25 protein-coding genes are annotated in these 25,046 nt (G+C 61.4%); 19 read left to right on the top strand and 6 right to left on the bottom strand.

The window, feature by feature from the left end; translation table 11 throughout:
• The first annotated feature begins 54 nt into the window (after positions 1–54).
• Positions 55–2,214 carry a phosphoribosylformylglycinamidine synthase subunit PurL gene (gene purL / locus MWU54_RS12965; protein WP_247084480.1) on the top strand — a complete coding sequence of 720 codons (2,160 nt, stop codon included), beginning with the start codon at positions 55–57 and terminating at the stop codon, positions 2,212–2,214.
• Positions 2,215–2,263: 49 nt separating this feature from the next.
• On the top strand, positions 2,264–2,680 hold the full coding sequence (locus MWU54_RS12960; protein WP_247084478.1) for a VOC family protein: 417 nt from the start codon (positions 2,264–2,266) through the stop codon (positions 2,678–2,680).
• A gap of 52 nt (positions 2,681–2,732) precedes the next feature.
• Here the strand turns inward: MWU54_RS12960 and MWU54_RS12955 are convergent, their stop codons facing one another.
• Together MWU54_RS12955 and MWU54_RS12950 are read right to left on the bottom strand one after the other, a co-directional pair.
• On the bottom strand, positions 2,733–3,983 hold the full coding sequence (locus MWU54_RS12955) for a VWA domain-containing protein (RefSeq protein WP_247084476.1): 1,251 nt from the start codon (positions 3,981–3,983) through the stop codon (positions 2,733–2,735).
• A 62-nt stretch (positions 3,984–4,045) separates the two neighbouring features.
• Complete coding sequence (locus tag MWU54_RS12950; RefSeq protein WP_247084474.1) at positions 4,046–4,954, bottom strand: MoxR family ATPase; 909 nt, start codon at positions 4,952–4,954, stop codon at positions 4,046–4,048.
• Between the two features lie 147 nt (positions 4,955–5,101).
• Here MWU54_RS12950 and MWU54_RS12945 point away from each other — a divergent pair, with 147 nt between their 5' ends.
• The 9 genes from MWU54_RS12945 (at position 5,102) to MWU54_RS12905 (ending at position 14,472) form a co-directional block, all read left to right on the top strand.
• Entirely contained in the window at positions 5,102–6,154 is a 1,053-nt protein-coding gene (locus MWU54_RS12945; RefSeq protein ID WP_247084472.1) for a glycosyltransferase family 2 protein, read from the top strand.
• 115 nt (positions 6,155–6,269) lie between these two features.
• Complete coding sequence (locus MWU54_RS12940) at positions 6,270–7,226, top strand: phosphoadenosine phosphosulfate reductase (RefSeq protein WP_247084470.1); 957 nt, start codon at positions 6,270–6,272, stop codon at positions 7,224–7,226.
• A 33-nt stretch (positions 7,227–7,259) separates the two neighbouring features.
• Positions 7,260–8,300 (top strand): dihydroorotase, encoded by a 1,041-nt coding sequence (gene pyrC, locus MWU54_RS12935; RefSeq protein ID WP_247084468.1) that lies wholly within the window; start codon positions 7,260–7,262, stop codon positions 8,298–8,300.
• A 457-nt stretch (positions 8,301–8,757) separates the two neighbouring features.
• The gene (gene pufB, locus MWU54_RS12930) at positions 8,758–8,916 is read left to right on the top strand and encodes a light-harvesting antenna LH1, beta subunit (protein WP_247084466.1); all 159 of its coding nucleotides are present in this window, start codon (positions 8,758–8,760) and stop codon (positions 8,914–8,916) included.
• Positions 8,917–8,928: 12 nt separating this feature from the next.
• Positions 8,929–9,249 (top strand): light-harvesting protein, encoded by a 321-nt coding sequence (locus MWU54_RS12925; RefSeq protein ID WP_247084464.1) that lies wholly within the window; start codon positions 8,929–8,931, stop codon positions 9,247–9,249.
• 111 nt (positions 9,250–9,360) lie between these two features.
• Positions 9,361–10,800, top strand: coding sequence for a PucC family protein (locus tag MWU54_RS12920; protein ID WP_247084462.1), 1,440 nt, complete (start codon positions 9,361–9,363; stop codon positions 10,798–10,800).
• On the top strand, positions 10,797–11,846 hold the full coding sequence (locus MWU54_RS12915) for a PucR family transcriptional regulator (RefSeq protein ID WP_247084460.1): 1,050 nt from the start codon (positions 10,797–10,799) through the stop codon (positions 11,844–11,846). Before MWU54_RS12920 ends, MWU54_RS12915 begins: the two co-directional genes overlap by 4 nt.
• Before the next feature lie 147 nt (positions 11,847–11,993).
• Complete coding sequence (locus MWU54_RS12910) at positions 11,994–12,668, top strand: orotate phosphoribosyltransferase (protein WP_247084458.1); 675 nt, start codon at positions 11,994–11,996, stop codon at positions 12,666–12,668.
• A gap of 313 nt (positions 12,669–12,981) precedes the next feature.
• Positions 12,982–14,472 (top strand): replicative DNA helicase, encoded by a 1,491-nt coding sequence (locus tag MWU54_RS12905; RefSeq protein WP_247084456.1) that lies wholly within the window; start codon positions 12,982–12,984, stop codon positions 14,470–14,472.
• Between the two features lie 6 nt (positions 14,473–14,478).
• Here MWU54_RS12905 and cobC read toward each other — a convergent pair whose 3' ends face one another.
• The 3 genes from cobC to cobT are packed head-to-tail and all read right to left on the bottom strand — an operon-like array spanning position 14,479 to position 16,747.
• The gene (gene cobC / locus MWU54_RS12900; RefSeq protein ID WP_247084454.1) at positions 14,479–14,985 is read right to left on the bottom strand and encodes an alpha-ribazole phosphatase family protein; all 507 of its coding nucleotides are present in this window, start codon (positions 14,983–14,985) and stop codon (positions 14,479–14,481) included.
• Positions 14,976–15,743: an adenosylcobinamide-GDP ribazoletransferase gene (locus tag MWU54_RS12895; protein WP_247084452.1), complete on the bottom strand. Its 768-nt coding sequence runs from the start codon at positions 15,741–15,743 to the stop codon at positions 14,976–14,978. Before MWU54_RS12895 ends, cobC begins: the two co-directional genes overlap by 10 nt.
• Positions 15,740–16,747, bottom strand: coding sequence for a nicotinate-nucleotide--dimethylbenzimidazole phosphoribosyltransferase (gene cobT, locus MWU54_RS12890; protein WP_247084450.1), 1,008 nt, complete (start codon positions 16,745–16,747; stop codon positions 15,740–15,742). Before cobT ends, MWU54_RS12895 begins: the two co-directional genes overlap by 4 nt.
• A 122-nt stretch (positions 16,748–16,869) precedes the next feature.
• Between cobT and alr the strand changes: the two genes are divergently transcribed.
• The 6 genes from alr to MWU54_RS12860 all read left to right on the top strand — a co-directional run bounded on the left by alr (position 16,870) and on the right by MWU54_RS12860 (position 21,801).
• Positions 16,870–17,907, top strand: coding sequence for an alanine racemase (gene alr / locus MWU54_RS12885; protein ID WP_247084448.1), 1,038 nt, complete (start codon positions 16,870–16,872; stop codon positions 17,905–17,907).
• Positions 17,908–17,930: 23 nt separating this feature from the next.
• Entirely contained in the window at positions 17,931–18,317 is a 387-nt protein-coding gene (locus MWU54_RS12880; RefSeq protein WP_247084446.1) for a hypothetical protein, read from the top strand.
• Entirely contained in the window at positions 18,310–18,762 is a 453-nt protein-coding gene (locus tag MWU54_RS12875) for a paraquat-inducible protein A (RefSeq protein WP_247084444.1), read from the top strand. The genes MWU54_RS12880 and MWU54_RS12875 overlap by 8 nt, the downstream gene beginning before the upstream one ends.
• Positions 18,763–18,915: 153 nt before the next feature.
• Positions 18,916–19,773, top strand: coding sequence for a DNA repair protein (locus tag MWU54_RS12870; protein ID WP_247084442.1), 858 nt, complete (start codon positions 18,916–18,918; stop codon positions 19,771–19,773).
• Between the two features lie 56 nt (positions 19,774–19,829).
• Positions 19,830–21,197: a DNA repair protein RadA gene (gene radA, locus MWU54_RS12865; protein WP_247084440.1), complete on the top strand. Its 1,368-nt coding sequence runs from the start codon at positions 19,830–19,832 to the stop codon at positions 21,195–21,197.
• Positions 21,198–21,228: 31 nt separating this feature from the next.
• Positions 21,229–21,801 carry a CvpA family protein gene (locus MWU54_RS12860; protein WP_247084431.1) on the top strand — a complete coding sequence of 191 codons (573 nt, stop codon included), beginning with the start codon at positions 21,229–21,231 and terminating at the stop codon, positions 21,799–21,801.
• Here MWU54_RS12860 and MWU54_RS12855 read toward each other — a convergent pair whose 3' ends face one another.
• Positions 21,802–23,034: an alpha/beta fold hydrolase gene (locus MWU54_RS12855; RefSeq protein ID WP_247084429.1), complete on the bottom strand. Its 1,233-nt coding sequence runs from the start codon at positions 23,032–23,034 to the stop codon at positions 21,802–21,804.
• Between the two features lie 101 nt (positions 23,035–23,135).
• On the opposite strand from MWU54_RS12855, the gene MWU54_RS12850 reads away from it, so the two are divergent.
• Together MWU54_RS12850 and purF are read left to right on the top strand one after the other, a co-directional pair.
• Positions 23,136–23,297, top strand: a complete 162-nt coding sequence (locus MWU54_RS12850; protein WP_247084426.1) for a hypothetical protein — start codon at positions 23,136–23,138, stop codon at positions 23,295–23,297.
• Positions 23,298–23,511: 214 nt separating this feature from the next.
• Positions 23,512–24,969, top strand: a complete 1,458-nt coding sequence (purF, locus tag MWU54_RS12845) for an amidophosphoribosyltransferase (RefSeq protein WP_247084974.1) — start codon at positions 23,512–23,514, stop codon at positions 24,967–24,969.
• Positions 24,970–25,046 lie beyond the last annotated feature (77 nt).

Genomic DNA, 25,046 nt, shown 5'->3' with positions numbered 1-25,046 from the left:
TTCCACCACCGCCCGGGTGTCATAAACACCGCGTGCCTAGCTCAGGGACAGACGATGCAAGACCCAGCCATCACCGAAGACCTCATTGCCGCGCACGGCATCAATGCCGAGGAATACGCGGAAATCCTCAATATCATGGGGCGCGAGCCGACCTTCACCGAACTCGGGATTTTCTCGGCGATGTGGAACGAGCATTGCTCCTACAAGTCTTCCAAGAAATGGCTGCGCACCCTGCCAACCGAAGGCCCACAGGTGATCTGCGGCCCCGGTGAAAATGCCGGTGTGGTTGATATCGGCGATGGTCAGGCCGTGGTCTTCAAGATGGAAAGCCACAACCATCCGTCCTACATCGAGCCCTATCAGGGTGCCGCCACCGGTGTGGGCGGCATCCTACGTGACGTCTTCACCATGGGCGCACGCCCGATTGCGGCGATGAATGCGCTCAGCTTTGGCGAAAAGGACCACCCGAAAACACGCCAGCTTGTGCATGGCGTCGTGGAAGGCGTCGGCGGCTACGGCAACTGTTTCGGCGTGCCAACCGTGGGCGGCGAAGTGCGCTTTCACCCGGCTTACAACGGCAACTGCCTTGTGAACGCCTTTGCGGCGGGCCTCGCGGACGCGGACAAGATTTTCTACTCGGCCGCCAGCGGCGTCGGACGCCCGGTTGTGTACCTTGGCGCAAAAACCGGCCGCGACGGCGTCGGCGGCGCAACCATGGCCTCTGCCGAATTTGACGACACCATCGAAGAAAAGCGCCCCACCGTTCAGGTTGGTGACCCCTTTACCGAAAAACGCCTGATGGAAGCCACGCTTGAACTGATGCAGACGGGCGCGGTGATCTCCATTCAGGATATGGGGGCCGCAGGCCTCACCTGCTCTGCCGTGGAAATGGGCGACAAGGGCAAGCTGGGCATCCGGCTGGACCTCGAAAAAGTCCCGCAGCGCGAAGAGAACATGACCGCCTACGAGATGATGCTGTCCGAATCCCAGGAACGCATGCTCATGGTTCTGGACTCCGAAAAAGAAGACGCCGCCCGCGCGGTGTTCGAAAAATGGGATCTCGACTTTGCGATTGTCGGCGAAACCATCGCCGAAGACCGGTTCCTGATCATGCACAACGGTGAGGTCAAGGCCGACATGCCGCTGAGCAAACTCAGCTCCTCGGCACCGGAATATGACCGTCCGTGGGAACCAACCGAACCCGCAGCCGAAATGGAGGACGTGCCTGGGGTTGATCCCATCGACGCGCTCAAGGCGCTGATCACCAGCCCCAATTACTGCGCGCGGGATTGGGTGTTCGAACAGTACGACAGCATGGTCATGGCCGACACCGTCGAAGGCCCCGGCTGGGGCGCTGGCGTGTTGCGCGTCCATGGCACCGACAAAAAACTGGCGTTCACGTCAGACGTGACCCCGCGCTACGTCAAGGCCAACCCGGTCGAAGGTGGCAAACAGGCGGTGGCCGAGGCCTACCGCAATCTGTGCGCCGTGGGTGCCAAGCCTCTGGCCACAACTGACAATCTGAATTTCGGCAACCCCGAAAAGCCCGAGATCATGGGCCAGTTCGTCGGCGCGCTGGACGGCATCGGACAAGCCTGTTCGGCGCTCGACATGCCCATCGTGTCGGGCAACGTCTCGCTCTACAACGAAACCGACGGTCAGGGCATCCTGCCCACACCGACCATCGGCGCTGTTGGGCTCTTGGGTGCAGGTGAAGACCCGATCCTTGACCGCGCCCGCGACGGCCATGTCGCGCTGCTGATCGGCGACACGCAGGGCCACCTGGGGCAATCTGCCTTGCTGGCCGAGGTCTTCAACCGCGAAGACGGGGACGCGCCGCATGTCGATCTGGCCGCCGAACGTCGCAACGGAGAGTTCATCCGCAACAACCGGGACCTGATCAAATCCTGTACCGATCTGAGCGATGGCGGTCTCGCGCTGACCGCCTTCGAGATGGCCGCCGGCTCCGGTGTTGGGGTGCAGATCGACGAAACCGATCAGGCGCTGCTCTTCGGCGAAGATCAGGCGCGCTATCTGGTGGCGTGCAACTTTGATCAGGCCGAAGCCTTGATGATTGCCGCCGGACAAGACGGTGTGTCGGTGGCGTCGGTTGGCCGGTTCACCGGCGACAGCGTCAAGATCGGCGGCGTCGACGCCCCGCTGTCAGAGCTTGTGGCGCTGCACCGTTCGGCGTTTTCGCAGCATTTCGCATGACCCTGCAGGCTGGACGTCATCGTCCAGCCCCCTTCACGGGAGACGCGCCATGAAGCTTGAGTTCCATCACATCAACTTCGTCTCCAAAGACGTTGATGGCATGCATGATTTCTATACTCAGGTGCTGGGTCTTGATGATATCCCGCAAGACAATTTCCCCCGGACACAGGCAACCGAGAACAGCGGGTTCAATGGCAAGATCCGTTTTGCCACAGACGGCTATATGCAGATGCATCTGGCCGAACGCGCCTTGGATGTCGCATTCAAAAACGGTCAGGTGATCAACCCGGTCGACAGGGGCCACATCGCCTTTCGCACCGATGATCTGGCGGCGTTTCTGAAGATCCTAGACGCCAACGGCATCCCGTATTCCGACTACGGCACGGCTTTTGCCAAGGAATGGCATCAGGTGTTCTTTCAGGACCCCGAAGGCAACGTGATCGAAGTGCACCTGCAGGTCGGCTAGGCGGCACACGCGTCAACGCGTGTGGGCTTTCCGTTGACGGAAAGCCGCCCCCCTAAAGCATGGCCATCAGCCGGGCCTTTTCGCCCGGATCGTCCTGACGCGAAATCGCTGCCGCCAGGTCTTCCAGCGTCTGGATCGAATGACCCGCGCGAAAGCTGTCGACATGGGGCAGCATGGCGCGAATACCCGCAGCTTTGGGGGCAAACCCGTCCCATCGCAGCAGCGGGTTGAGCCAGATCAGACGGCGCGACGACAGGTGCAGGCGCTCCATCTCTTTTTCCAGCGCGCCAGAGACGTCGCGATCCAAGCCGTCGGTGATCAAGAGCACAACCGCGCCCTGCCCCATCACCCGACGTGACCAGTCGCGGTTAAAACTGTGCAGGCTTTCGCCGATCCGCGTCCCGCCTTCCCAGTCCTGCGCCTCGGCACCGGCGGCTTTCAACGCCGCATCCACGTCGCGGGTGGCCAGATGCCGGGTGATGTTGGTCAGCCGCGTGCCAAAGGTAAAAGCATGCACCTTGGCCCAGCCCGCGCCTTTTTCATTCGCCACCGCATGCAGGAAATGTAGAACCATCCGGGAATACTGGCTCATCGAGCCGGAAATATCGCACAGCACCACGAGATTGGGCCAGCGCGGACGTGGTGTCTGGCGCGCGACCGACCGCATTTCTCCGCCCTGCCGCATCGCGTTGCGCAGCGTCTTTCGAAAATCCATCCGCGCCCCCAACAGCGCCGCCTTGCCCCGCCGCGATGGGATCGGCTTGACCGGAAGACTCATCTTGGCCAGCATTCGTTTGGCTTCGACCATCTCGGCGGTCGACATCTGTTCGAAATCCAGCGTCCGCAGTTTTTCCTCGGCGCTCATCGTCAGGGTCGATTTGACCTCGATCTCGGTGCCCTCCTCGGATTGCTCGTTTTCGGGCACCTCGGGCAATAGATCGTCCAGCAGCGCCTGTGCGGCCCGCTTTTCCCCGGCTTGCGCCGCCTTGTCTTCCTGCACGCCGCGGATGGCGGGCATCATGAACGACATCATGTGTTCCAGATATTGCGGGTCGCGCCAATACAAGCGGAAGACCTGCGCAAAAATCACCCGGTGTTCGGGGCGGTTCACGAAACAGGCGTGCAACGTCCAGAAAAAATCCATCCGTTCGGTGAATCCGGCGGCTTCGACCGCGCGGATGGCGTCGATCACGCGGCCCGGGCCGATGGGCAGGCCCGCACGCCGCAGCGCGCGGGCGAAATGGATGATGTTCTGGGCCAGACGCGGAGAGTCGGGCAGGTCCAGAGGAAGATATTCGGGCATCTAGATGCCCGACCGGGGGCGCTGCCCCCGGCCCCCCGAGGTATTTCTGAACCAAAGAAGCATCAGACCGGTTCGAGCGAGGCCCTGGCGTCATCCAGAAGCCGTTTGGCTTCGGAGCCATGCAGTTTCTGGATATCGTCCTGGTACTTCAGGATCGCGCCCAGCGTGTCTGAAATCACCTCGGGGCTTAGGTCTATCACATCGAGCGCCAGCAGGCATTTGGCCCAGTCGATGGTTTCGGCCACACCCGGTTTCTTGAAAATATCTTCGGTCCGCAAGCGCTGCACGAAGGCGACGATTTCGCGGCTGAGTGTTTCTGCGGCCTCGGGTGCGCGGGCGTGCAGGATTTCAAGCTCGCGGTCGAAATCCGGGTAGTCCACCCAATGATAGAGACACCGGCGTTTCAGAGCGTCATGCACCTCGCGGGTGCGGTTGGAGGTCAGGATGACAATTGGCGGTTCGGGCGCTTTGATCGTGCCCATTTCAGGGATGGTGACCTGAAAATCCGACAAAGCTTCCAGCAGGAAGGCTTCGAACGGTTCATCCGTGCGGTCCAATTCGTCGATCAGCAGCACAGGTGGGCCATTGGCATCGGGGCGCATGGCTTCCAGCAAGGGGCGCTCGACCAGGAAATCCGGGCCGAACAGCTCGCGTTGCAGCATCTCCCGGTCGGCATTGCCCGCGGCCTCGGCGGTGCGGATCGCGATCATCTGCGCCGGGAAATTCCATTCATACACCGCGCTGGAGGCATCCAGCCCTTCATAGCATTGCAACCGGATCAGTTTGCGCCCCAGGCTGGCGGCGAGCGCCTTGGCGATCTCGGTTTTGCCAACCCCGGCCTCGCCTTCCAGAAAAAGCGGGCGGCCCAGCTTCAGGGACAAGAACACCACCGTGGCCAGCGCGCGTCCGCAGACATAACCGGTCTCGGCCAGCAGGGATTGTACGGCGTCGATACTGTCGGGTGTGTGCATCCAGCTCTCCTTCTTACAGGCCTTGCTGCCCTGCGCATGGCCGGATGGCAATAGCGCCATAGTCGCAAAGCCCACCCCGGAATTGACGCGACGCCGCTGGGCTGACAAGGTCAGCGTCCGAACGATAGCCCGTTGTGAAAGCCACTTGTGAAGATCACCGCCATCCTTTGCGTCCGCAACGAAGCCGCGTTCCTTTTGGATTGGCTGGCCTGGCACCGCAGCGTTGGCGTCACCGAATTCGTGGTTGTGTCAAACGAATGTGACGACGGCACCGATGTGCTGCTGGATCACCTGCAGGGCTTGGGCGGCCTGACGCATATCCGAAATGCGCCGCCCTATGGCAAAGGCGGCATCCAGTTCAGCGGGCTGAAGCTGGCCAACAAGGCGCAGGCGGTGGCATCGGCAGATTGGCTTCTGGTGCTTGATATCGACGAATTCGTGACTGTGCATATCGGTGATCGCACCCTTCCGGCCCTGATCGCCGCGCTGCCCAACGCCACAGCGATCACGCTGACATGGCGCAATTTCGGCAATGCGGGGGTATTGGCCTATGAGGACAGACCCGTGCCGCTGCAATTCACCCGCGCCGGACCGCGCCCATTGCCCTGGCCGTGGCGGGCGGCCATGTTCAAGACGTTGTTCCGCAACGATAAAACCTATCGCAATCTGGGTGTCCACCGCCCCCGCAACCCAGTCGATTCCAGGCTGCAGGATGCGCGGTGGTACGATGGATCGGGACGTGCGCTGGGGCCTGGGATGTCCACCGGGCGCGTGTTCTCGGATTACCGGCTTGCGCAGCATGATCTGGTTCAGCTCAACCATTATCCGCTGGGATCGGTGGAAAGCTACGTGCTCAAGGCCGATCGCGGCCGGGCGGTTCATCGTGACGACAAGCTGGGGCTGGATTACTGGGTCGAGCGCAATCTGGCGACCGAGGCGGACACAAGCGCCCTGCCGCTGTGGGAGCGTGCCGCCCCGATCCGCGCCGCCTATGCTGCGGATCGCCACCTGTCAAAGCTGCATGACGCAGCGGTCGCATGGCGCAAATCCCGGATTGCCGCCTTGCTTGAAACGGATGCAGGGCGCGACCTCTATGGTCGGCTGTTGATGACCCCCCCCTCGCGGCCGTTGCCGGACGCCGAGGCGCAGCGGTTGACGCAAATTGCGCTCAAGGCCGCGACCTCCCCGTCCAAGGCATAGCGCAAACTCCTTACTGTCCCCCGCATTTCGGCCCAATTCTGCCCAAATCCGGGACTAGCGTCGGCGCAAGTAAATGACCTGACAGCGGGCGTGACGTAACGAGGATGCATAGAGAATGCAGGACAAGACCGAGCCATATAACGTTTCCCTGACCGACCTGCGCCCGACGCAATGGGTGCATGAAATCAAGGATTTGGGCGATGCCTGCGGGTTCTTTGAACCGTTGGGCAAGCACCACAATGCGGTGTTCGTCGAAAAGGGCGACACGCTGTTGGTGACTTTCGAATCCCTGCCTGCCATTCAGGCGCTGACGGAAAACGCGCGCCCTGTCGGGTTTGATCTGGCGGCAGCGCAAGGCTGGTCCTGCCTGTCGGTGATCAGCGCGCGCGACACGTGGTTCCGCGAGAACGAGGTTTACGGCTTTTTCGACCAGATGACCGATGACGGGTTTTTCGAAGATTTCGACCGCGTGATCTTTTTCGGGGCTGGCCCCTGCGGATACGCGGCCTGCGCCTATTCCGTGGCCTCCCCCGGGGCAACGGTTGTCGCGCTGGAACCGCAAGCCACGCTTGATCCGCGGGTGACCGAATGGGACGACCGCTTTGTCGAAATGCGGCGTCTCAACTTTACGGATCGGTATGGCTTTGCCCCGGACATGCTGGAAGCCGCGAAACACGCCTATGTCGTCTATGACCCGCACAGCCCGCTGGATGCCATGCATGCGGCCCTGTTTGCCCGCAACGGCATCACGCGGTTCCGCGCGCGGCATTTCGCGGGCGGCATGCAATCGCTGTTCGATCAAATGGGCATCCTGCAACCGCTGATCGAAAGCGCGGCGGACGGGACGCTGGATGACAAGCTGTATGCGCAACTCTATCGCAAACGACGGGGCAACGTGCCGTACTGCAAGCGCTTGTTCGGTGAGGTGCAAAAACTCGACCGCCCCTATGCCGAAGAGGCCGTCTGCGCCTATATCGTCGAACAGTTTGGCGGCCCCCGCTACCGGCGCAAACTCAAATCTCTGCGCGAGGCACGGCAACAGCCACCCGAGGACGATCTGGACAACGACTAGCATCATTGCGCGGGGCGTGGTACGCGCCGTCGCATGACTGATACGCTGACGCTCCGCTCTCCCGACGACTGGCATCTTCACCTGCGCGATGGCGCCATGTTGCGCGCTGTGGCCCCGGAAACGGCCCGCCATTTTGCCCGTGCCATCATCATGCCGAACCTTGTGCCCCCGGTTGTCACCGGCGCGCAGGCGGCGGCCTATCGCGAGCGGATTCTGGCAGCCTTGCCAGACGGCACGTCCTTTCAGCCGCTGATGACGCTGTATCTGACCGAAGACACCAATCCGGATGATCTGGCCAAAGCCCATGCGGACGGGCTGATCATGGCGGTCAAACTGTACCCGGCGGGGGCCACGACCAATTCCGCCAGTGGCGTCGCCGATTTCGACAAGGTGCGCCCGGTGCTTGAGCGGATGGCCGAGATTGGCTGCCCGCTTTGTGTGCATGGCGAAGTTGTGGACAGCGATGTCGATATCTTTGACCGCGAGGCGGTGTTCATTGACCGTGTTCTGGACCCGATCCGCCGCGCCACCCCCGATCTGCGCGTGGTGATGGAGCATATCACGACCAAACAGGGTGTGGATTACGCCGCAGAAGGCGGTGCGTCGCTTGGCGCGACCATCACGACCCACCACCTTGTCATCAATCGCAATCACATTCTCGCAGGTGGGATCAAACCGCATTATTACTGTCTGCCCGTCGCCAAACGCGAAGAACACCGGCTGGCCCTGCGCAAAGCTGCCACAAGCGGTGATCCAAGTTATTTCCTCGGCACTGACAGCGCGCCGCATACGGATGCCAACAAGCTGCTGCCTTGCGGATGCGCCGGGTGTTTTACAGCGACCAACACGCTGTCGATTTTGGCGGAAGTGTTCGAACAGGACAATGCACTGGACAAGTTGGAGGCGTTTACGTCCCTCAACGGTCCGCGCTTTTATGGCTTGCCCGCCAATACCGACACGATCACCCTGACTAAGGGGGATCCGGTGAAATATCCGGACCAGATCGAAACAACGGATGGCCCGGTGACCGTGTTTGACCCGATGATGCCCTTGCACTGGCGCGTGACAACCTGATCCCCGCGCACGCAGGCGGCGCGTATCGCCACCCACTGACAGTCAGTCAAAGACGGAAAACCGCGCCCCGCAGGCGCAGTGCGTTGCGCGTCCATGCAGGTGCGCACCGCGTGCGATATAAGCCGTGACATTGGCATTTCGGACCGAAATCATGCCAGAATGCCGCACCGCGCATTTTGAATCCGGGAATAATCCACCGTATTTCTGCAACAGAAGAAGCGCGCAAGCAGCTGTTATAAAGTAATTTAAAGTCCGTGCCTGACGGTTTTCCGACACATATTGCATGTGTAAACTCAGCCTGACAATTGATTATGTCAGAATTATATGACAATCTCCTCGCCAAGGTCCGAGAATCTAGACACCGGTGACTTTGGAGCGCAGCCGGATGTCTTGGGGCATCGCCCATTCTTTACGGCGCTCCGCGACCAAACGACTGATCCTGAGGAGGATTTCAATCATGTCTACAGACGATGAAGACAAAGTCTGGCCGACAGGCCTGACGTTGAAGGAAGCTGAAGAAGTCCACAGCTACCTGATCGACGGGACACGCGTGTTCGGTGCGATTGCACTGCTGGCGCATTTCCTTGTTGCCGCTGCCACGCCGTGGCTGGGCTAAGGGGGACACAGAATGAATAATGCAAAAATGTGGCTCGTTGTGCCACCCGCAGTCGGTGTACCGGTCTTTTTGGGCGCGGTTGCCGTTGGATCTTTCGCTGTACACGTCGCCGTTCTGAGCAACACATCCTGGGTCGCTGACTTCTTGTCAGGTCAGGAACTGGGCTCGGGTGATGTGGCGGCCGCCGCGATGATCGCTCCCGAAGCGAATACCGCAAAAGCCAGCTATGTTGTCCCACAGTCGGACGGCAGCCTGGAAGTGACCCTGATCCTCCCGGACGGAACGTCGACGACCGCGCTGATTCAAGCGCCGCAACTCCAGCCAGAGTTGTAAACGTTCCCTGCTGCAGGCCAATCTTGATGTGATCCGGCCTGCAGTTTCCGTATTCAGCCCGCGCTGACCCCCGATTGGGGTGCGTCAGGGCGTTCAAGTCAGGTGGTCCGCATGCTCGATTACCGTCGCATCGTACTACACCGTCTCGCGACACTTGGTCCGCGTTACCTGCCCTTTGCAGATGTGGCGACCAAAGACGTGCCGCTGTCCCGCCTGCTGCGTCTGGCTCTGTTTCAGGTGACCGTCGGCATGGCGCTTGTGCTGATGGTGGGCACGCTGAACCGCGTGATGATCGTTGAATTATCCGTTCCCGCCAGCCTTGTGGGCACGATGCTGGCGTTGCCCATCGTGTTTGCCCCATTCCGCGCGCTGATCGGGTTCAAATCCGACATGCACAAATCGGCACTGGGTCTGCGTCGGCTTCCCTATATCTGGAAAGGTACGCTGTACCAGTTCGGCGGGTTTGCCGTCATGCCGTTCGCCCTATTGGTGCTGTCTGGCTATGGCGAATCCTTCGATACCCCCCGCTGGGTCGGCTACAGTTCTGCCGCCCTGGCGTTTCTGCTGGTGGGGGCTGGCATCCATATGGTGCAAACCGTAGGGCTCGCCCTTGCCACAGATCTGGTGGACGAAGACGACCAACCCAAGGTGGTTGGGCTGATGTATGTGATGCTTCTCTTCGGCATGGTGATCAGCGCAATGCTTTATGGTGTCCTGCTTGAAACCTACAGCCCCGGCCGTCTGATCCAGGTGATACAAGGCACGGCTGTCGTCACCGTGGTGCTGAATTTCACAGCCATGTGGAAGCAAGAAGCCCGCGACCGGGTGCGTGCGCAGGCGATGGCTGTGGCCGCCCCGGTATCATTCCGGTCCGCCTGGCAGGATCTGATGCAAAACGCCGGAATGCTTCGACTGCTTGTTGTGATCGCACTGGGAACATTCGGGTTCGGCATGGCGGATGTTCTGCTCGAACCCTACGGCGGCGAAGCGCTCGGGCTGTCGGTGGCCAGCACGACGAAACTCACTGCCCTTCTGGCCGGGGGCACATTGATCGGATTTGGCGTGGCCTCCCGCGTGTTAAGCCAGGGTGGTCGACCGTCCTCGACCACGTTGAACGGGGCTTTGATCGGCATTCCCGGATTTGTATCCATCATCTTCTCCGCCTATGGCGGCGGCACGGCGGCGTTTCTTGCGGGAACGCTTCTGATCGGCATCGGTGCAGGGCTGTTTGGCCATGCCACACTGACGGCCACCATGCGCGCCGCGCCCGAAGACAAGGTCGGGCTCGCGCTTGGGGCGTGGGGCAGCGTTCAGGCCACGGCTGCCGGTATTGGTATGGCGCTGGCCGGTTGGATCCGGGACATCATTGTCGCTCTGCCCTCTGACGCTGGGCGCTCGGTCGAAACGCCCTATCTAGCAGTATTCTCACTGGACACCGTCTTTCTTGTTCTGGCTGTCCTCATCGCCATCCCGCTGGCGGCGCGGCGGGGCACGTCCCGTGCCGCTCACGTCGCGGCATCTTCGCAATCCAACCCGGTGGAGGCACCATGACAACGATAATCACACGGTACTTTGAAGACGCAGGCCAAGCAGAGGCGGTCAAGTCCGAGCTTGTCTACGGCCAGCGATTTTCTCCGGCCATTGTCAGCACCTACACCAAGGCAGACGGCCTGACCGCGACGCTGATGGCCGAACATGTTGCCGAAGACACGGCGAAAGCCTACGCCGACAACATGAAAAAAGGCGGTTCGGTGCTGCTTGTCCGCGCGGGGTACAAACCGCTGGGGGTGGCCAAGATCACCCGCGAAACCGCCACGCGGATGGGCGCGGTGGACATGGGCGGCCTAAACGAAACCGTCTTTTTCAAGGACACCCGCAAACGCAGCCTGAAAGTCCTGACCGAACATCCCTACATGCTAAGCCGTCCGCCCGGCAAGAAAGGCGACCGGCACCATATGGCAGACTGGCCCATCCCCCTGATCAGCCGTCGCAAACCCTACAATGAAAGCGCCATTCCACGGCATGGCCGGATGGCCAATTTCCCGATCCCGCTGATCAGCCGCCGCAAACCGAACACCGCGTCGATCTTCCCGCGCCACGCGCGCATGGCGGCGTTTCCAATCCCGCTCATCAGCCGGCGCAAGCCGTTCACCGGCTCAATCATCCCGCGTCACGCGCGCATGGCGAATTTCCCGCTTCCGCTGATCAGCCGTCGTAAGCCCTACGACAAATTCGCCTTTCCCCGGCATATGCGCATGGCCAACTGGCCCTTCCCGCATCTGATTGATGGCGAAGAACACACAAACGCGCTGATCCCCGGCGGCCCCCGCATGGCGAACTTTCCGATCCCGCTGCTCAGCGATCGCAAACCGTTCGACAAATCCGCCTTCCCGCGCCACATGCGCATGGCGAATTTCCCGATCAGCCTGATCAGCCGTCGCAAGCCCTTCACCGGCTCGATCATCTCGCGTCACGGGCGCATGGCGGACATGCTCTTACCGCTCACGATCCGACATGCGGGCACAAAGACGGGCTCCGACGCCAAGGGCTTTTCCTTCTCGAAAATGCTGGGGCTTGAGACAATCAAGCGCCGCTAGGTCCATACCCGGCCGCTGAAAAGAGCATCCCGCGCGGATGCTCTTTTTTGCAAGCCAACCTACCCCCTGTTCGAAAATGCCCTGCCACGGCTTCAATCCGTGGGGCGGATAGCGTATTGCGGCGGCGAATGATCCAAGAGGCGCGCCATGATCCCGACATCCTTTCCCTCCAAAGACGAAATCGCCCGGCTGACGGCCCGGATGTTGTTGGAAATCGGCGCTGTGAACTTCCGGCCGGAAGACCCATTTATCCTGGCCTCGGGCAAACCATCGGCCACCTATATCGACTGTCGCAAACTGATCTCTTTCCCGCGCATCCGGTCGACCCTGATGGATTTCCTGACGATCACCGTCATGCGCGACGCCGGGTTCGAAGCATTTGACAACATCGCAGGCGGCGAAACCGCGGGCATCCCGTTCGCCGCACTGGTGGCCGAACGCATGGCCCTGCCGATGACCTATGTGCGCAAAAAGCCCAAGGGCTACGGCCGCAACGCCCGCATCGAAGGGGCCATGACCGAAGGCCAGCGCGTGCTGCTGGTCGAGGATCTGACCACCGATGGCGGATCAAAGCTCAGCTTCGTGGATGCGATCCGCGAAACCGGGGCCACGTGTGGCCACACGGCGGTGATTTTCTACTACGACATCTTCCCCGAAACGACCAAAACGCTGGGCGATCACGGCGTCACGCTGCATCACCTGTGCACATGGTGGGACGTTCTGGCCGAAGCCCGTGCGCAGAAGGCCTTTGACGACGCGACTCTGGCCGAGGTTGAAGCCTTCCTCAAAGCGCCCCGCGACTGGCAGGACGCGCGGTCCTGAACGCGGCTTATCCCCGCCGCAACCACCGCGTTCAGAATCAATCGCGCCACACGCGCGCCGTTGCGCAGGGTGACGTAGACGTCACCTTGCGATGGCTCTGCGGAAAAAAAACCGGCGGCAGTTTCAAAGTCATCTTGCCCCGTGCCCTTTGCGTCACAGCGACTCAGAGGAAACACAATATGTTGACCGCACCCCGTACTATGGCGCAAGATGAAGCAGTGGAAGTCCACACACACCTTTTCCACAGCTTATACATTTTGCCCTTCCCGGGCTGAGGGGGTACCTCGACAGCGGGAACTTAGGGGGATCGCACATGAACGAGATTACGACTTTCAATCCGACCGGTGCGGAGATCCAGAACCCTGAAACGATGCCGCATTCGGTCGAAGCCGAACAGCAACTTCTGGGCGCGATCCTGACCAACAACGACGTGTTTGATCGCGTCGCGTCGATCATCGGCCCGCAGCATTTCTACGACCCGGTCCACGCGCGCATCTTCGAAATTGCCTCTGCCCGCATCGCCAAGAACAACCTCGCCTCCCCGGTGACGCTCAAGGCGTTCATGGAAGACGATGAAGGGCTCAAAGAACTCGGCGGACCCGCCTACCTTGCCCGTCTGGCCGGGGCGGCGATCAGCTCGTTTGCGGTGCGCGACTACGCCCAGATGATCTATGACCTTGCCGTGCGTCGCGATCTCATTTCGCTGGGACGCGACATCTCCAGCAAGGCCGCCAAGGTCGATGTCGCCTCTGAACCCCGTGAACAGATCGTCGAAGCCGAACAGGCGCTTTACAAGCTGGCCGAACAGGGCCGCAGCGAAAGCGGATTTCAAAGCTTTCTCAAAGCGGTAACGGACGCGGTGAATGTTGCCAACGCGGCCTACCAACGCGAAGGCGGGCTGGCCGGTATTTCCACTGGCCTCACCGATATGGACCGCAAGCTTGGCGGATTGCACAAGTCCGACCTGTTGATCCTTGCCGGTCGTCCGTCGATGGGCAAAACCTCTCTGGCCACAAACGTTGCCTTCAACATCGCCAAGGCTTATCGCAAGGGCATCCGCCCCGATGGCACCGAAGGCACCGTCGAAGGCGGCGTCGTGGGCTTTTACTCGCTGGAAATGAGCGCCGAACAGTTGGCCGCGCGTATCCTGTCCGAGGCGTCCGAAGTGCCCTCCGAACAGATCCGCCGCGGCGACATGACCGAAACCGAATTCCGCCGCTTTGTGGACGCCGCCAAATCGCTTGAGGCCTGCCCGCTTTACATCGACGACACCCCGGCCCTGCCGATCAGCCAATTGGCCGCCCGCGCCCGCCGTCTGAAGCGGACGCATGGTCTGGACGTGTTGATGGTCGACTATCTGCAGCTGGTCAAAGGCACCGGCAAGGGCGACAATCGCGTCAACGAGGTGTCCGAGATCACCCAAGGTTTGAAAGCCATCGCCAAGGAACTTGATATCCCGGTGGTGGCCCTATCCCAGCTGTCCCGTCAGGTCGAAAGCCGCGAAGACAAACGCCCGCAACTGTCGGACCTGCGCGAATCCGGCTCCATCGAACAGGACGCCGACGTGGTGATGTTTGTGTTCCGCGAGGAATATTACAAAGAACGCGAAAAACCCGGCGATCATGATCTGGAAAAAATGGCCGCGTGGCAAGACGAGATGGAACGGCTGCACGGCAAGGCCGAGGTCATCATCGGCAAGCAGCGTCACGGCCCCATCGGCACGGTCGAGCTCAGCTTTGAGGGCCGATTCACCCGCTTTGGCAATCTCATCAAGCCCTGGCAACAGGGCGCAGAGGATATGTGATCGCGCCTACGGCAGCGTGATCATTCCGCCAAACGGCACCTCGGTGTCCCATCCGTTTTCAAGGTCAAAGATCGCGCAGGCCGCTTTGATGCATCCTGCATGGGTGACCACGATTGCGCCGTCAGGTGTGGCGTCCAACCCCTGACGCACCCGGCGTTCCAACATGGCGACGCTTTCGCCGCCATGACCTGCGAAACGGTGAAAGTCGTCTGCCCACGCATCTAGCTGGTCTCTGGGAATATCGGACCAAGGAACGCCTTCCCAGTTCCCGAAATCCATTTCTATCCAATGGTTTGCAACCTGTATCTCACCCATCAAATGAGGTGCGATATGATGTGCCAGACGATGGCAACGCGTCAACGGCGATGTCAGCACATGACGCGCCTCGGGAAGACCGGCAAGGACCTGCGCTGCCTCCTCGGCAAAGCTGTCGGCCAAAGCCAGATCGGTCCGCCCGTAGCAGGTGCCCTTGGTCACGTCCGGCGTTGTATGTCGGATCAGGGTTACAGCCAAAGCGCCAGCCCCAGATAAAGGCCCAGTTCGCTCAGTTGCTGGATCGCGCCAAGGCAATCCCCCGTGTAGCCCTGCACTTTGCGCAGCATCATCGCCCGGAACACACCGGCTGCGACACCCGCCACAGCGACCGCCACCAGCATTGCACCGATCCCGAACCAGACCGCGCCGACCAACAGGGTCAGCGCCCCCGTCAGCATCGCAAAGCGATACGCGCCGGGCACCACGGTCGGCGTCACAAACTTGGCCCCCACTTCGCGGGCATAGGAATCCATGGACACGATCTGAACCGTCGCCGCGCGGCTGACGATATGGGCCAGGATCACAGCGACCACCGCGTCAGAGACCGCAAGGCTGGTCAGCACCGTCGCTTTCAGCGCCAGCACCATGCCCAGCGCGACGGTGCCATAGGTGCCGATGCGGCTGTCGCGCATGATCTCAAGCGCGCGGTCCCGGGTCATGCCGCCCCCCAGCCCATCGGCTGCGTCGGCCATCCCGTCTTCGTGAAAGGCTCCGGTTGCAAAGATCGTGGCCGCCATCGACAAAAGCACCGCAACCGCCATCGGCAGCGCCAGCGACGCCGCCCACAGTACAGCCGCGCCAATCACGCCAATCACGCCCCCAACCAGCGGGTAATAGCGCGTCGCGCGCAGCATCAGGTCTTCGGAAAACGGCAGGTCCTTGGGCACGGGCAACCGCGTCAGGAACTGCACCGCCGTCAGAAAGACGTGCCATTCATCCTGCGCGCGGCTGGTCATGCTTTGCCCGACACGCCCGCGCTTTCAAAGCTGGCCATGTCATTCAGCATCGCCACCGCCGATTTCATCAAGGGCCAGGCCAGAACCGCCCCCGTGCCTTCGCCCAGTCGCATGTCCAGATCAAGCAGCGGGTCTGCCTCCAACGCGTTCAGGATCGCCACATGCCCCGGTTCCGCCGACCGATGGGCAAACACCATCGCATCGCGGACCGTCGGCACCATCCGTGCCGCAACAAGCGCCGCCGCGCTGGCGATAAACCCGTCGACAAGCACCACACGTTTGGCCTCGGCTGCACCCAGGATCGCACCGGCAATCATCGCGATTTCAAATCCGCCATATTCCGCCAGCACCGTTGCCGGATCGCTCAGACCGCTGCACCGCTGTGCCGCGGCCATCAGGGTCGTTTGCTTTTCGCTCAGCCCGTCATCATCCAACCCGGTGCCCCGCCCGGTGAGGGTCACAACGTCTTCGCCCGTCAGGAAATGCGCGATCAGCGTCGCGGCAGATGTGTTGCCGATCCCCATCTCGCCGAAGGCCACCGCATCGCAGGCCCCGTCCTGCCCCAGCCTGCGCCCCGTCTCCAGCGCCTGATCGCGCTGCGACACAGTCATGGCCGGCCCGTCGAGGCTGTTGGCCGTGCTCTCTGCAATTGGATGATCCAGCACACCGTCCACATCGAACGGCCCGCCCAGCACACCGGCATTCACCACCCGCAGATCAACCCCGTTGGTGGCCGAAAACACGTTTGCCGCCGCTCCGCCGCTGGCAAAATTGAGCACCATCTGGCGCGTGACTTCGGGCGGGAATGCCGACACACCGGACCGGGCAATGCCATGATCCGCCGCAAAAATCGTCAATTGGCAGGTCTGCATGCGCGGGGTCAGGGTGCCCTGAACGCGCGCCACCTGCGCGGCAAGGGATTCGATCCGCCCCAACGCGCCCAGAGGCTTGGTCTTGGTGTCGATCTTCGCGGCCAGCGCGGTTTCGAAATCAGTATCTGTCATACCGCCTGACTAGCTTTGCCCCCCGGCCACGACAACTCGAAATCCGACCGTTCCCGTCTCCAAGCGTCGCGCCTGAGGTTTTCGTGCTTGACCCACCGCACAGACATGCCAAACACCCCGCCATGGCACAGTCTGTTTTAACGATTGATCTTGGTGCGATTTGCACAAACTGGCAGTCCCTTGCGCGTATGTCCGCCGGGGAAACCGCCGCCGTGGTGAAAGCCAACGCGTATGGGCTTGGCGCCGACCGCGTGTCGACAGTCCTGGCCAAGGCCGGGGCGCGGACGTTCTTCGTGGCGCAGGCCGAAGAGGGTGTCGCAGTGCGCGACGCGCTTGGCCCCGGCCCGCGTATCTGTGTCTTTGGTGGACATATGGAGGGTGACGCATCGCTGATCCGGGACGCCAACCTGACGCCGATGATCAACTCCATCGACCAGATGCTGCGCCATGTCGAAGCGCTGCCCGGTCACCCCTTTGGCATCCAGCTTGACAGCGGCATGAACCGGCTGGGAATGGAACCCGCCGAATGGTCCGCCCTGCGCGACATCGCCCTGAGCCAGAACCCGGTTCTGGTGATGAGCCATCTGGCCTGCGCCGATGAACCCGCCCACGGCATGAACGCGTTTCAGCTTCAGACCTTCCGCCAGATGACAGACGGCATCGACGCGCCCCGATCCCTGTCGGCCACGGGCGGCACCTTGCTGGGCCCGGACTACCATTTCGACATGACCCGCCCCGGCATCGGGCTTTATGGCGGCTTGCCCTTCGTGGATGCGCTGCCAGCGGTGTCCCTGTCGATCCCGGTGATCCAGGTGCGCGACGTACATCCGGGCGAATCCGTGGGCTATGGCAACAGTTGGGTCGCTCGCGTGCCCAGCAAGATCGCCACCATATCCGCAGGGTACGCCGATGGCATCATCCGCGCGATGGGTCCCAAGGCGCATGTCTGGGCCGCGGAAACCCGGTGCAAGATCGTTGGGCGCATCTCGATGGACCTGATCGGCGTTGACGTCGGCAATGTCGCCGAAACCCCCGTCACGGTCGAACTGCTGGGGCGGCACCAATCGGTCGACAGCCTTGCCGAAGCCGCCGGCACCATTGGATACGAAATCCTCACCTCCCTCGGGAACCGCTACGCGCGGACATATCTTGACCCATAGCCGCGATCCATTGACGATCTGACATGAGCTTTTTCGAACCCTCGCCGGTGTTTCTGGCCTTCATTTTTGTGCAGCGCTTCGTGTTTTTCGAAGTTCTGGGACTTCTGGCATTGTTGCGGGTGATTGTCGGTCAGGGCTCGGCCCGGATCCCGGCGGCGGTGACGCTGACACTCTGCGCGGTTGCGGTGTTCACAACCTTCGCGCCTGCGCTCAACCTTCAATCGCTGGCGCTCTACCCCCCTCTGGCCCGCCTTCTGGCGCTGGGTGGCGGCATGGTTCTGCCGGTGCTGACATCAGCCATCTTTGCAGTCAGCCTACTGCTGCCAATGCGGAGATGGCGCTGGATCGACGCGGTGCATTGCGTTGGCATGATTGCCTTTCTGGGGCTCTGGGCCTTCACACGTGTCTAAAGTCACACCCGTCCTGAAATGGATCAACCTGTCTCTGCTGGTGCTTTATCCCATCTCATGGGTTGCGCCACTGATGCGCGCGGGATTGCTGCCGCTGTTCGGTCTGAGCGAGATCAGCGTGCTGACGGGGCTGCAATCGCTCTGGGGCACGGACGTGTTCCTTGCCCTTGTCGTGACAGTCTTTGCGCTTTTTGCGCCCTATGTGAAAACCATCGGGTTGGCCCTCGTGCAGTTTGGATTGCTGCGCCGCACGGCCCTTCCGATGTTGTCACTGCTGGGCAAGCTGGCGATGGCCGATATCTTCCTGATCGCGCTGTATATCTCTATCGTCAAAGGCATCGGCATCGGCCGGATTGAAACCGCCTGGGGGCTTTACCTGTTTACCGCCTGCATCCTGATATCCGTGGCTGTCAGCATCGCAGAAAGCCGTCGCCCATCGGATTGATCACAGAAATGAAACAATCAGCCACACCAATAACGATTGTTCACGTCTTTCAGCAGAGTTTGAAAAAACGTTAAAAAACAGTAGGTCGCCCCTTACCATCGGCATAATATCGCCGCTGTTGCCTTTTGTTTTTGACAGGTGTTGGGGGTTTTAATGATTGCAGCTGCGCGTTCGCTCGTGGTGGCCACGGGATGGCTTGTTCAACGGCTGATGTTTGCTTCGGTTGCGCTATTGGGTCTTGGGTCGCTGGCATACACGCTTGCCTGCGCCTTTGGATACGCGCCGTGGCTAGAGATGACCGCAACATTTGGGGGTATCGCCTATCCGGAGGCCGGACAGGTGGTACAGATTGGTTTGACAGCCCTGTTGGTCGGGCTGTGTGTTTTCCTGCCCGCCAACGCCCGGATCATGGCGCTCGAAACGTCACATCGGAAATTCCACATCACGATGGAAGACGTCGCCCGCGCCTATCGCTTTTCGCACGCCTCGGACCGCGACGGGGTGTTCAAGATGAAATCCGAATTTGATTCGGTCCGCGAACGCATGGCCTATCTGCGCGATCACCCGGATCTGGCGGAACTCGAACCCTCGGTTCTCGAAATTGCCAGCCAGATGAGCCACGTCTCGCGCGATCTGGCCGACACCTATTCCGATGCCAGCGTGAACCGCGCCCGCGATTTCCTGATCCAGCGCCAGCAAGAGATCGAAGAGTTCAACGCCCGTCTTGCCGAAGCCAAGGCCACCGCTGCCGAAATGCGCGTCTGGGCCGACAAGGTCGATCTGGAGGAAAGCGTGGCACAGGCGCAGTTGGACCGTCTGAACGAGGAGCTGTCGACGATCCTGCCCGAACTGCACAACTCCGATGCCGCCCCCAGCATTCCCCCCAGATCGGCCCCGGCGCAATCCACACAGTCACCGGATACCGCGAACAACTGGGATGATGCCGCGGAGTTCCCCGACAATGACGACAACCGGATCGTGGCCCTGCTCGCGCGTCGCGCCGCCGAATAGCCCATACCGGAAAACCGCCGCTTGCAGCGCTCCACGGCTTGCGCCACAAGCGCGGCATGGCGAAAGCATCAGCAACCTTTGTCTGTCAAAGCTGCGGCAACACCACGACCAAATGGTCGGGGCGGTGCGATGCCTGTGGCGAATGGAACTCCATTGTTGAAGAGGTCCCGCTTGCCGCTGGCCCGGCCTCCAAGACGTTGGGCGCATCCAAAGGCCGGTCCCTGCCGCTCAGCGATCTGTCCGGCGATGAAGCGCCCCCGCCCCGCACAACGTCCAAACTGGCCGAGCTTGACCGTGTCTTGGGCGGCGGATTGGTTCCCGCCTCAGCCCTCTTGGTCGGCGGCGATCCCGGCATCGGGAAATCCACGCTACTGCTGCAAGCCGCCGCCGCTTTCGCCAATGCGGGCCTCAAGGTCATCTACATCTCGGGCGAGGAAGCCAGCGCACAGGTCCGCATGCGCGCCGCGCGGCTTGGCTTGCGCGAAGCCCCTGTGAAACTCGCCACCGAAACCAATCTGCGCGACATCCTTACGACGCTGGAAAACGAAAAGCCCGATCTCGCGATCATCGACTCGATCCAGACCATGTGGGCCGACAACGTGACCTCTGCCCCCGGCAGCGTCGCCCAGGTCCGCGCCTCCGCGCATGAGCTGACCAGCTTTGCCAAACGGCGCGGCACCTCCATCGTGATGGTCGGCCACGTCACCAAGGACGGCCAGATCGCAGGCCCCCGCGTCGTCGAACATATGGTCGACACGGTGCTCTATTTCGAAGGCGAACGCGGTCACCAGTTCCGCATCCTGCGCGCCGTCAAGAACCGCTTTGGCCCGGCGGATGAAATCGGCGTGTTCGAAATGACCGGTCAGGGCCTGTCCGAGGTCACGAATCCCTCGGCCCTGTTCCTCAGCGAACGCGGTGATCCCTCTCCCGGCTCTGCGGTGTTTGCCGGGATCGAAGGCACGCGCCCGGTCCTCGTTGAATTTCAAGCGCTTGTGGCCCCCACGCCACACAGCCAACCGCGTCGGACCGTTGTCGGCTGGGATGGCGGGCGGCTGGCCATGATTTTGGCGGTGCTCGAAGCCCGCTGTGGCATCCCGTTCACCGGAATGGACGTTTATCTCAACGTTGCAGGCGGCATGAAGATCAGCGAACCCGCAGCCGACCTTGCGGTTGCAGCCGCGCTTTTGTCCGCCCGCGAAGACATCGCCCTGCCACCCGAGACCGTTGTCTTCGGCGAAATCAGCCTGTCTGGCGCGCTGCGTCCTGTCGGGCAGACCGAAAATCGGTTGAAAGAAGCACAAAAACTTGGTTTTACCGCCGCGATTGTGCCAAAGGGGGGCAAATCGGTGCCCCGTGACGGGTTCAAGGCCACCGAGATTGACGCTTTGGCAAGTTTTGTTGGTGATGTGTTCGGCGCAGGGTAGCGCCACAGGATAAGAGAAGGGCAAGAGGCCGATGGAAGGGTTTACCATTATTGACGGCGTTGTCGCTGTCGTCATCGTGCTCTCGGCGCTGCTTGCCTATTCGCGCGGCGTCGTCCGCGAAGGCATGGCGATCCTCGGCTGGATCGCAGCGGCTGTTCTGGGCTTCATGTTCGGCCCGCAACTGCGCCCCCTGATGACCGAAATCCCGGTGATTGGCGAATTCATGACCGGCAGTTGCGAACTCAGCGTGATTGGCGGCTTTGCCACCGTGTTCACCATCGCGCTGGTGATCATGTCTTTCTTCACACCGCTCTTTTCAACCCTCGTGCAACGCTCGGCGCTTGGCGGGCTGGATCAGGCGCTCGGCTTCCTCTTCGGCGTCGCGCGCGGCGTTCTGCTCGTGGCTGTGGCGTTCTTTGTGTACGAAGTGGTCATCACCACACAGGACATCGCCATGATCGACGACAGCCGCTCTGCCGTCGTCTTCAGCCGCTTCACCGGCCAGATCGAAGACCAGAACCCCGAACAGGCGCTGGGCTGGATCACCGCACAATACGAAGCCCTGGTCGGCGTGTGTGACGCACCGGGCGCCAACGACGCCTGATCATTCCAGAAACGCCTCCAGCGCAGTCATAAACACATCAAACGCCGCTTCACGGGGCGACATCAGGTGATTGGTTGTCTCCAGCGGCAAAAGCCGGGCATCCGGTAAATGGCTGGCAATCAGCTGGGCCTGACCAAACGGGTGGACGCTGTCATTAATGGCATGCGCAACCAGCACCGGCACCCCCACACGCGCCAGAACCGGAATTTCGTCATAATAGGCACAGCACGTTCTGATTTCGATAGCCCGCTCTGAACTGGCGGATGCCGCCTGAAGCTCAAGGATATCCGACAGCTCACCATCCGTGGCGCTTGGCATGAACAACGTGCCGACCGACCGCATGTACCCGCTGTCGGGGTTCCCCCACCCTTCCTTGATCATCACCGCCAAGGCATCCGTCATCACGTTGCCCGATGCCGGATCGCGCACGCAGGATCCTTGGATAAATGCCCCGCAGGTGACGATCTTATCGACACGGTCGGGAAACCGGGCCGCAAAATGAAACGCAATCGCCGCGCTTTGCGACGACGCCAGTATCGAAAACCGCTCCAGCCGCGCAGCATCCGCAACCGCAAGCATGTCCTCCACACCGTTTCGCACGCTGATGGCGCCGCAGTCCCGGGCAGACATACCGGTCCCGCGCGGATCATAGCGCACCAACTGGTGACGGCTGGACAATCGGTCAATCCACGGACCCCAGATGCTGCTTGTCAGATCCTTTTCCAGATGAGTCAGCCAATGCCCGGCCCGCAAAAGCGGCGTTCCCTTGCCAAGCGACGACCACGCAAGGACACTGCCGTCCTGCGACGTGGTCATCCGGATGGTTTGCGTCGGGACACCGGTTGTGGGGCTGTTCTGCGGATCCGTATCATGCGCATGAACCGGCACAATCAGTTTGATCCCGCGCCGCGCGATGGTCTGAATGATGTCCTGCGTCCGCCCGGTGTCGCCAACCGCCGCACGCGCCGCACTGATCCGGGCGGCCACCGTAGCGTCAGACACGATGCGCCCGTCCCAGACCACGTCAATCAGGGTATCATAGCTCACCATGTCACCGGCATGTGACACCAGCAGGTGCAATACATCAAACACCTGCGGCTCGACATGAACCTCCTGCCCGCCGCGCCGAAGCGTATGGGCGTCCACGTCGATCTCACTGTCTGCAAAACTGTAAATCACACTCGCATGCTGAGCCCGGAACGGCGTCCACTCAAGACAATTCAGCAAACGCAAGGGAATCCCCGGCAAATCACAAGGGTCTCTCAAGACCACCTTCAAGCGCCTGCCCATCGCGTCAGGCACACTTGCTTCAACACCAAGGAAGGACAACAGACATGGACAGCAAAATCCGCACCCGCCCAGATGGCTCCATCGACACCGGCTATTACATGGACCGCGGTCGCAAGCTGCGCAGCCAGCAGGCCCACGCGATGCTGCACCCCCTCCCCGCCGACCGGCGCAAATCCCCGACGTTGCTGCAGCGGCTCTTTGGTTGACAGCGATTCCGATTGCCTCCGGAGGCAATTCCGGCCCGGTGACCGAAAAGCCAGTTGGTTTCTCCGGTCGCCGGGTCACCGATCAAAGGGCGCTCTTTCCGTCACAAGGCGGCGTCAATCCAGGATCGTGACGTGACAGGCGCGGAACAACCGCCTATGGAGAGGGCGATCTCTGCTGCCACGGATTCGGAGCCCCGGTTTGTCCGATACTCAGATGCCTCCCGCCCATCCCTTTGATGATGACAAGTTAAAGGAGGAATGCGGCATATTCGGCGTGATCGGCGTGACCGACGCCGCCAATTTCGTGGCCCTCGGGTTACACGCCCTGCAACATCGCGGTCAGGAAGCCGGCGGCATCGTCGCCTATGATCCCGATCACGGTGGGTTCAACTCTGCCCGCCGCTTCGGCTATGTGCGCGACAATTTCACCTCGCAAAAGCTGATGGAGACCCTGCCCGGCGAACTGTCCATCGGCCATGTGCGCTATTCCACCACCGGATCGAAAGGCCAGACGCAGATCCGCGACGTGCAGCCCTTCTTCGGCGAATTCTCCATGGGCGGCGCGGCGATTGCCCATAATGGCAACATCACCAATGCCGACGCCCTGCGCAAAGAACTGATCGAGCGCGGCTCGATCTTCCAAAGCTCAAGCGACAGCGAATGCATCATCCACCTGATGGCGCGGTCCCTGCAGCGCAACATCCCCGAACGCATGGAAGACGCGCTGCGCCGCGTCGAAGGCGCGTTTTCGGTCGTGGCCATGACCCGCACCAAGCTGATCGGCGTGCGCGACCCATTAGGGGTCCGGCCGCTGGTTCTGGGCAAAGTCGGGGACGGCTGGGCGCTCAGCTCGGAAACCTGCGCGCTCGACATCATCGGCGCAGAGTTCGTGCGCGAAATCGAACCCGGCGAAATGGTGGTAATCACCAAGAACGGCGTCGATTCGATCCGCCCGTTCCGCCCGCAGAAATCGCGCTTCTGCATCTTTGAACACGTCTATTTCTCGCGGCCTGACAGCATCATCGGCGGCCAGTCCGTCTATGAAACGCGCCGCCAGATCGGCGTCGAACTGGCGCGCGAAAACCCGGTGGATGCCGACCTCGTCTGCCCCGTACCCGACAGCGGCACACCGGCGGCGATCGGCTACGCGCACGAGTCGGGCATCCCTTACGGCATGGGCATCATCCGCAACCAGTATATGGGCCGGACGTTTATTGAGCCGACCGAGCAGATCCGCAACATGGGCGTGCGCCTCAAGCTCAACGTCAACCGCGCGCTGATCCGTGGCAAACGGGTGATCCTTGTCGACGATTCCGTTGTGCGCGGCACCACCAGCCGCAAGATCAAGGAAATGATCCTGGATGCCGGTGCTGCCGAAGTGCATTTCCGCATCGCATCGCCCCCCACAGCCTGGCCGTGTTTTTACGGCGTCGACACGCCACAGCGCGAAAAGCTCCTGGCCGCCACCATGTCCGAGGACGAAATGCGCAGCCACCTCGGTGTGGACAGCCTCAAATTCATCAGCCTCGATGGTCTTTACCGCGCTGTCGGCGAAGCACAGGGCCGCAACCCGGCCGCGCCACAATATTGCGACGCCTGTTTCTCGGGCGAATACCCGGTGGAACCCTCGGACATGCTGCAAAAAGGTTTCCAGATGAAAGCGGCCGAATAACCGGGGCCTGCTCGTCTCTGTTTCAAAAATACCTCGGGGGAGTCCGCCAAAGGCGGACGGGGGCAGCGCCCCCACCT

This window comes from Marivita sp. S6314, from assembly GCF_023015985.1.
Classification (GTDB): Bacteria; Pseudomonadota; Alphaproteobacteria; order Rhodobacterales; family Rhodobacteraceae; genus Marivita.
This window is presented reverse-complemented; position numbering and strand designations above follow the sequence as displayed.

Bases quoted from the DNA above. Each gene is read 5' to 3' on its own strand.
- MWU54_RS12950 (WP_247084474.1), bottom strand. From the start codon at position 4,954: ATGCACACACCCGACAGTATCGACGCCGTACAATCCCTGCTGGCCGAG.
- MWU54_RS12955 (WP_247084476.1), bottom strand. From the start codon at position 3,983: ATGCCCGAATATCTTCCTCTGGACCTGCCCGACTCTCCGCGTCTGGCC.
- MWU54_RS12960 (WP_247084478.1), top strand. From the start codon at position 2,264: ATGAAGCTTGAGTTCCATCACATCAACTTCGTCTCCAAAGACGTTGAT.
- alr (WP_247084448.1), top strand. From the start codon at position 16,870: ATGGCACAGTCTGTTTTAACGATTGATCTTGGTGCGATTTGCACAAAC.
- MWU54_RS12860 (WP_247084431.1), top strand. From the start codon at position 21,229: ATGGAAGGGTTTACCATTATTGACGGCGTTGTCGCTGTCGTCATCGTG.
- MWU54_RS12870 (WP_247084442.1), top strand. From the start codon at position 18,916: ATGATTGCAGCTGCGCGTTCGCTCGTGGTGGCCACGGGATGGCTTGTT.
- cobT (WP_247084450.1), bottom strand. From the start codon at position 16,747: ATGACAGATACTGATTTCGAAACCGCGCTGGCCGCGAAGATCGACACC.
- purL (WP_247084480.1), top strand. From the start codon at position 55: ATGCAAGACCCAGCCATCACCGAAGACCTCATTGCCGCGCACGGCATC.
- MWU54_RS12850 (WP_247084426.1), top strand. From the start codon at position 23,136: ATGGACAGCAAAATCCGCACCCGCCCAGATGGCTCCATCGACACCGGC.
- MWU54_RS12905 (WP_247084456.1), top strand. From the start codon at position 12,982: ATGAACGAGATTACGACTTTCAATCCGACCGGTGCGGAGATCCAGAAC.
- MWU54_RS12915 (WP_247084460.1), top strand. From the start codon at position 10,797: ATGACAACGATAATCACACGGTACTTTGAAGACGCAGGCCAAGCAGAG.
- pufB (WP_247084466.1), top strand. From the start codon at position 8,758: ATGTCTACAGACGATGAAGACAAAGTCTGGCCGACAGGCCTGACGTTG.
- MWU54_RS12910 (WP_247084458.1), top strand. From the start codon at position 11,994: ATGATCCCGACATCCTTTCCCTCCAAAGACGAAATCGCCCGGCTGACG.
- MWU54_RS12895 (WP_247084452.1), bottom strand. From the start codon at position 15,743: ATGACCAGCCGCGCGCAGGATGAATGGCACGTCTTTCTGACGGCGGTG.
- MWU54_RS12920 (WP_247084462.1), top strand. From the start codon at position 9,361: ATGCTCGATTACCGTCGCATCGTACTACACCGTCTCGCGACACTTGGT.
- pyrC (WP_247084468.1), top strand. From the start codon at position 7,260: ATGACTGATACGCTGACGCTCCGCTCTCCCGACGACTGGCATCTTCAC.
- radA (WP_247084440.1), top strand. From the start codon at position 19,830: ATGGCGAAAGCATCAGCAACCTTTGTCTGTCAAAGCTGCGGCAACACC.
- MWU54_RS12940 (WP_247084470.1), top strand. From the start codon at position 6,270: ATGCAGGACAAGACCGAGCCATATAACGTTTCCCTGACCGACCTGCGC.
- MWU54_RS12880 (WP_247084446.1), top strand. From the start codon at position 17,931: ATGAGCTTTTTCGAACCCTCGCCGGTGTTTCTGGCCTTCATTTTTGTG.
- MWU54_RS12925 (WP_247084464.1), top strand. From the start codon at position 8,929: ATGAATAATGCAAAAATGTGGCTCGTTGTGCCACCCGCAGTCGGTGTA.
- purF (WP_247084974.1), top strand. From the start codon at position 23,512: ATGCCTCCCGCCCATCCCTTTGATGATGACAAGTTAAAGGAGGAATGC.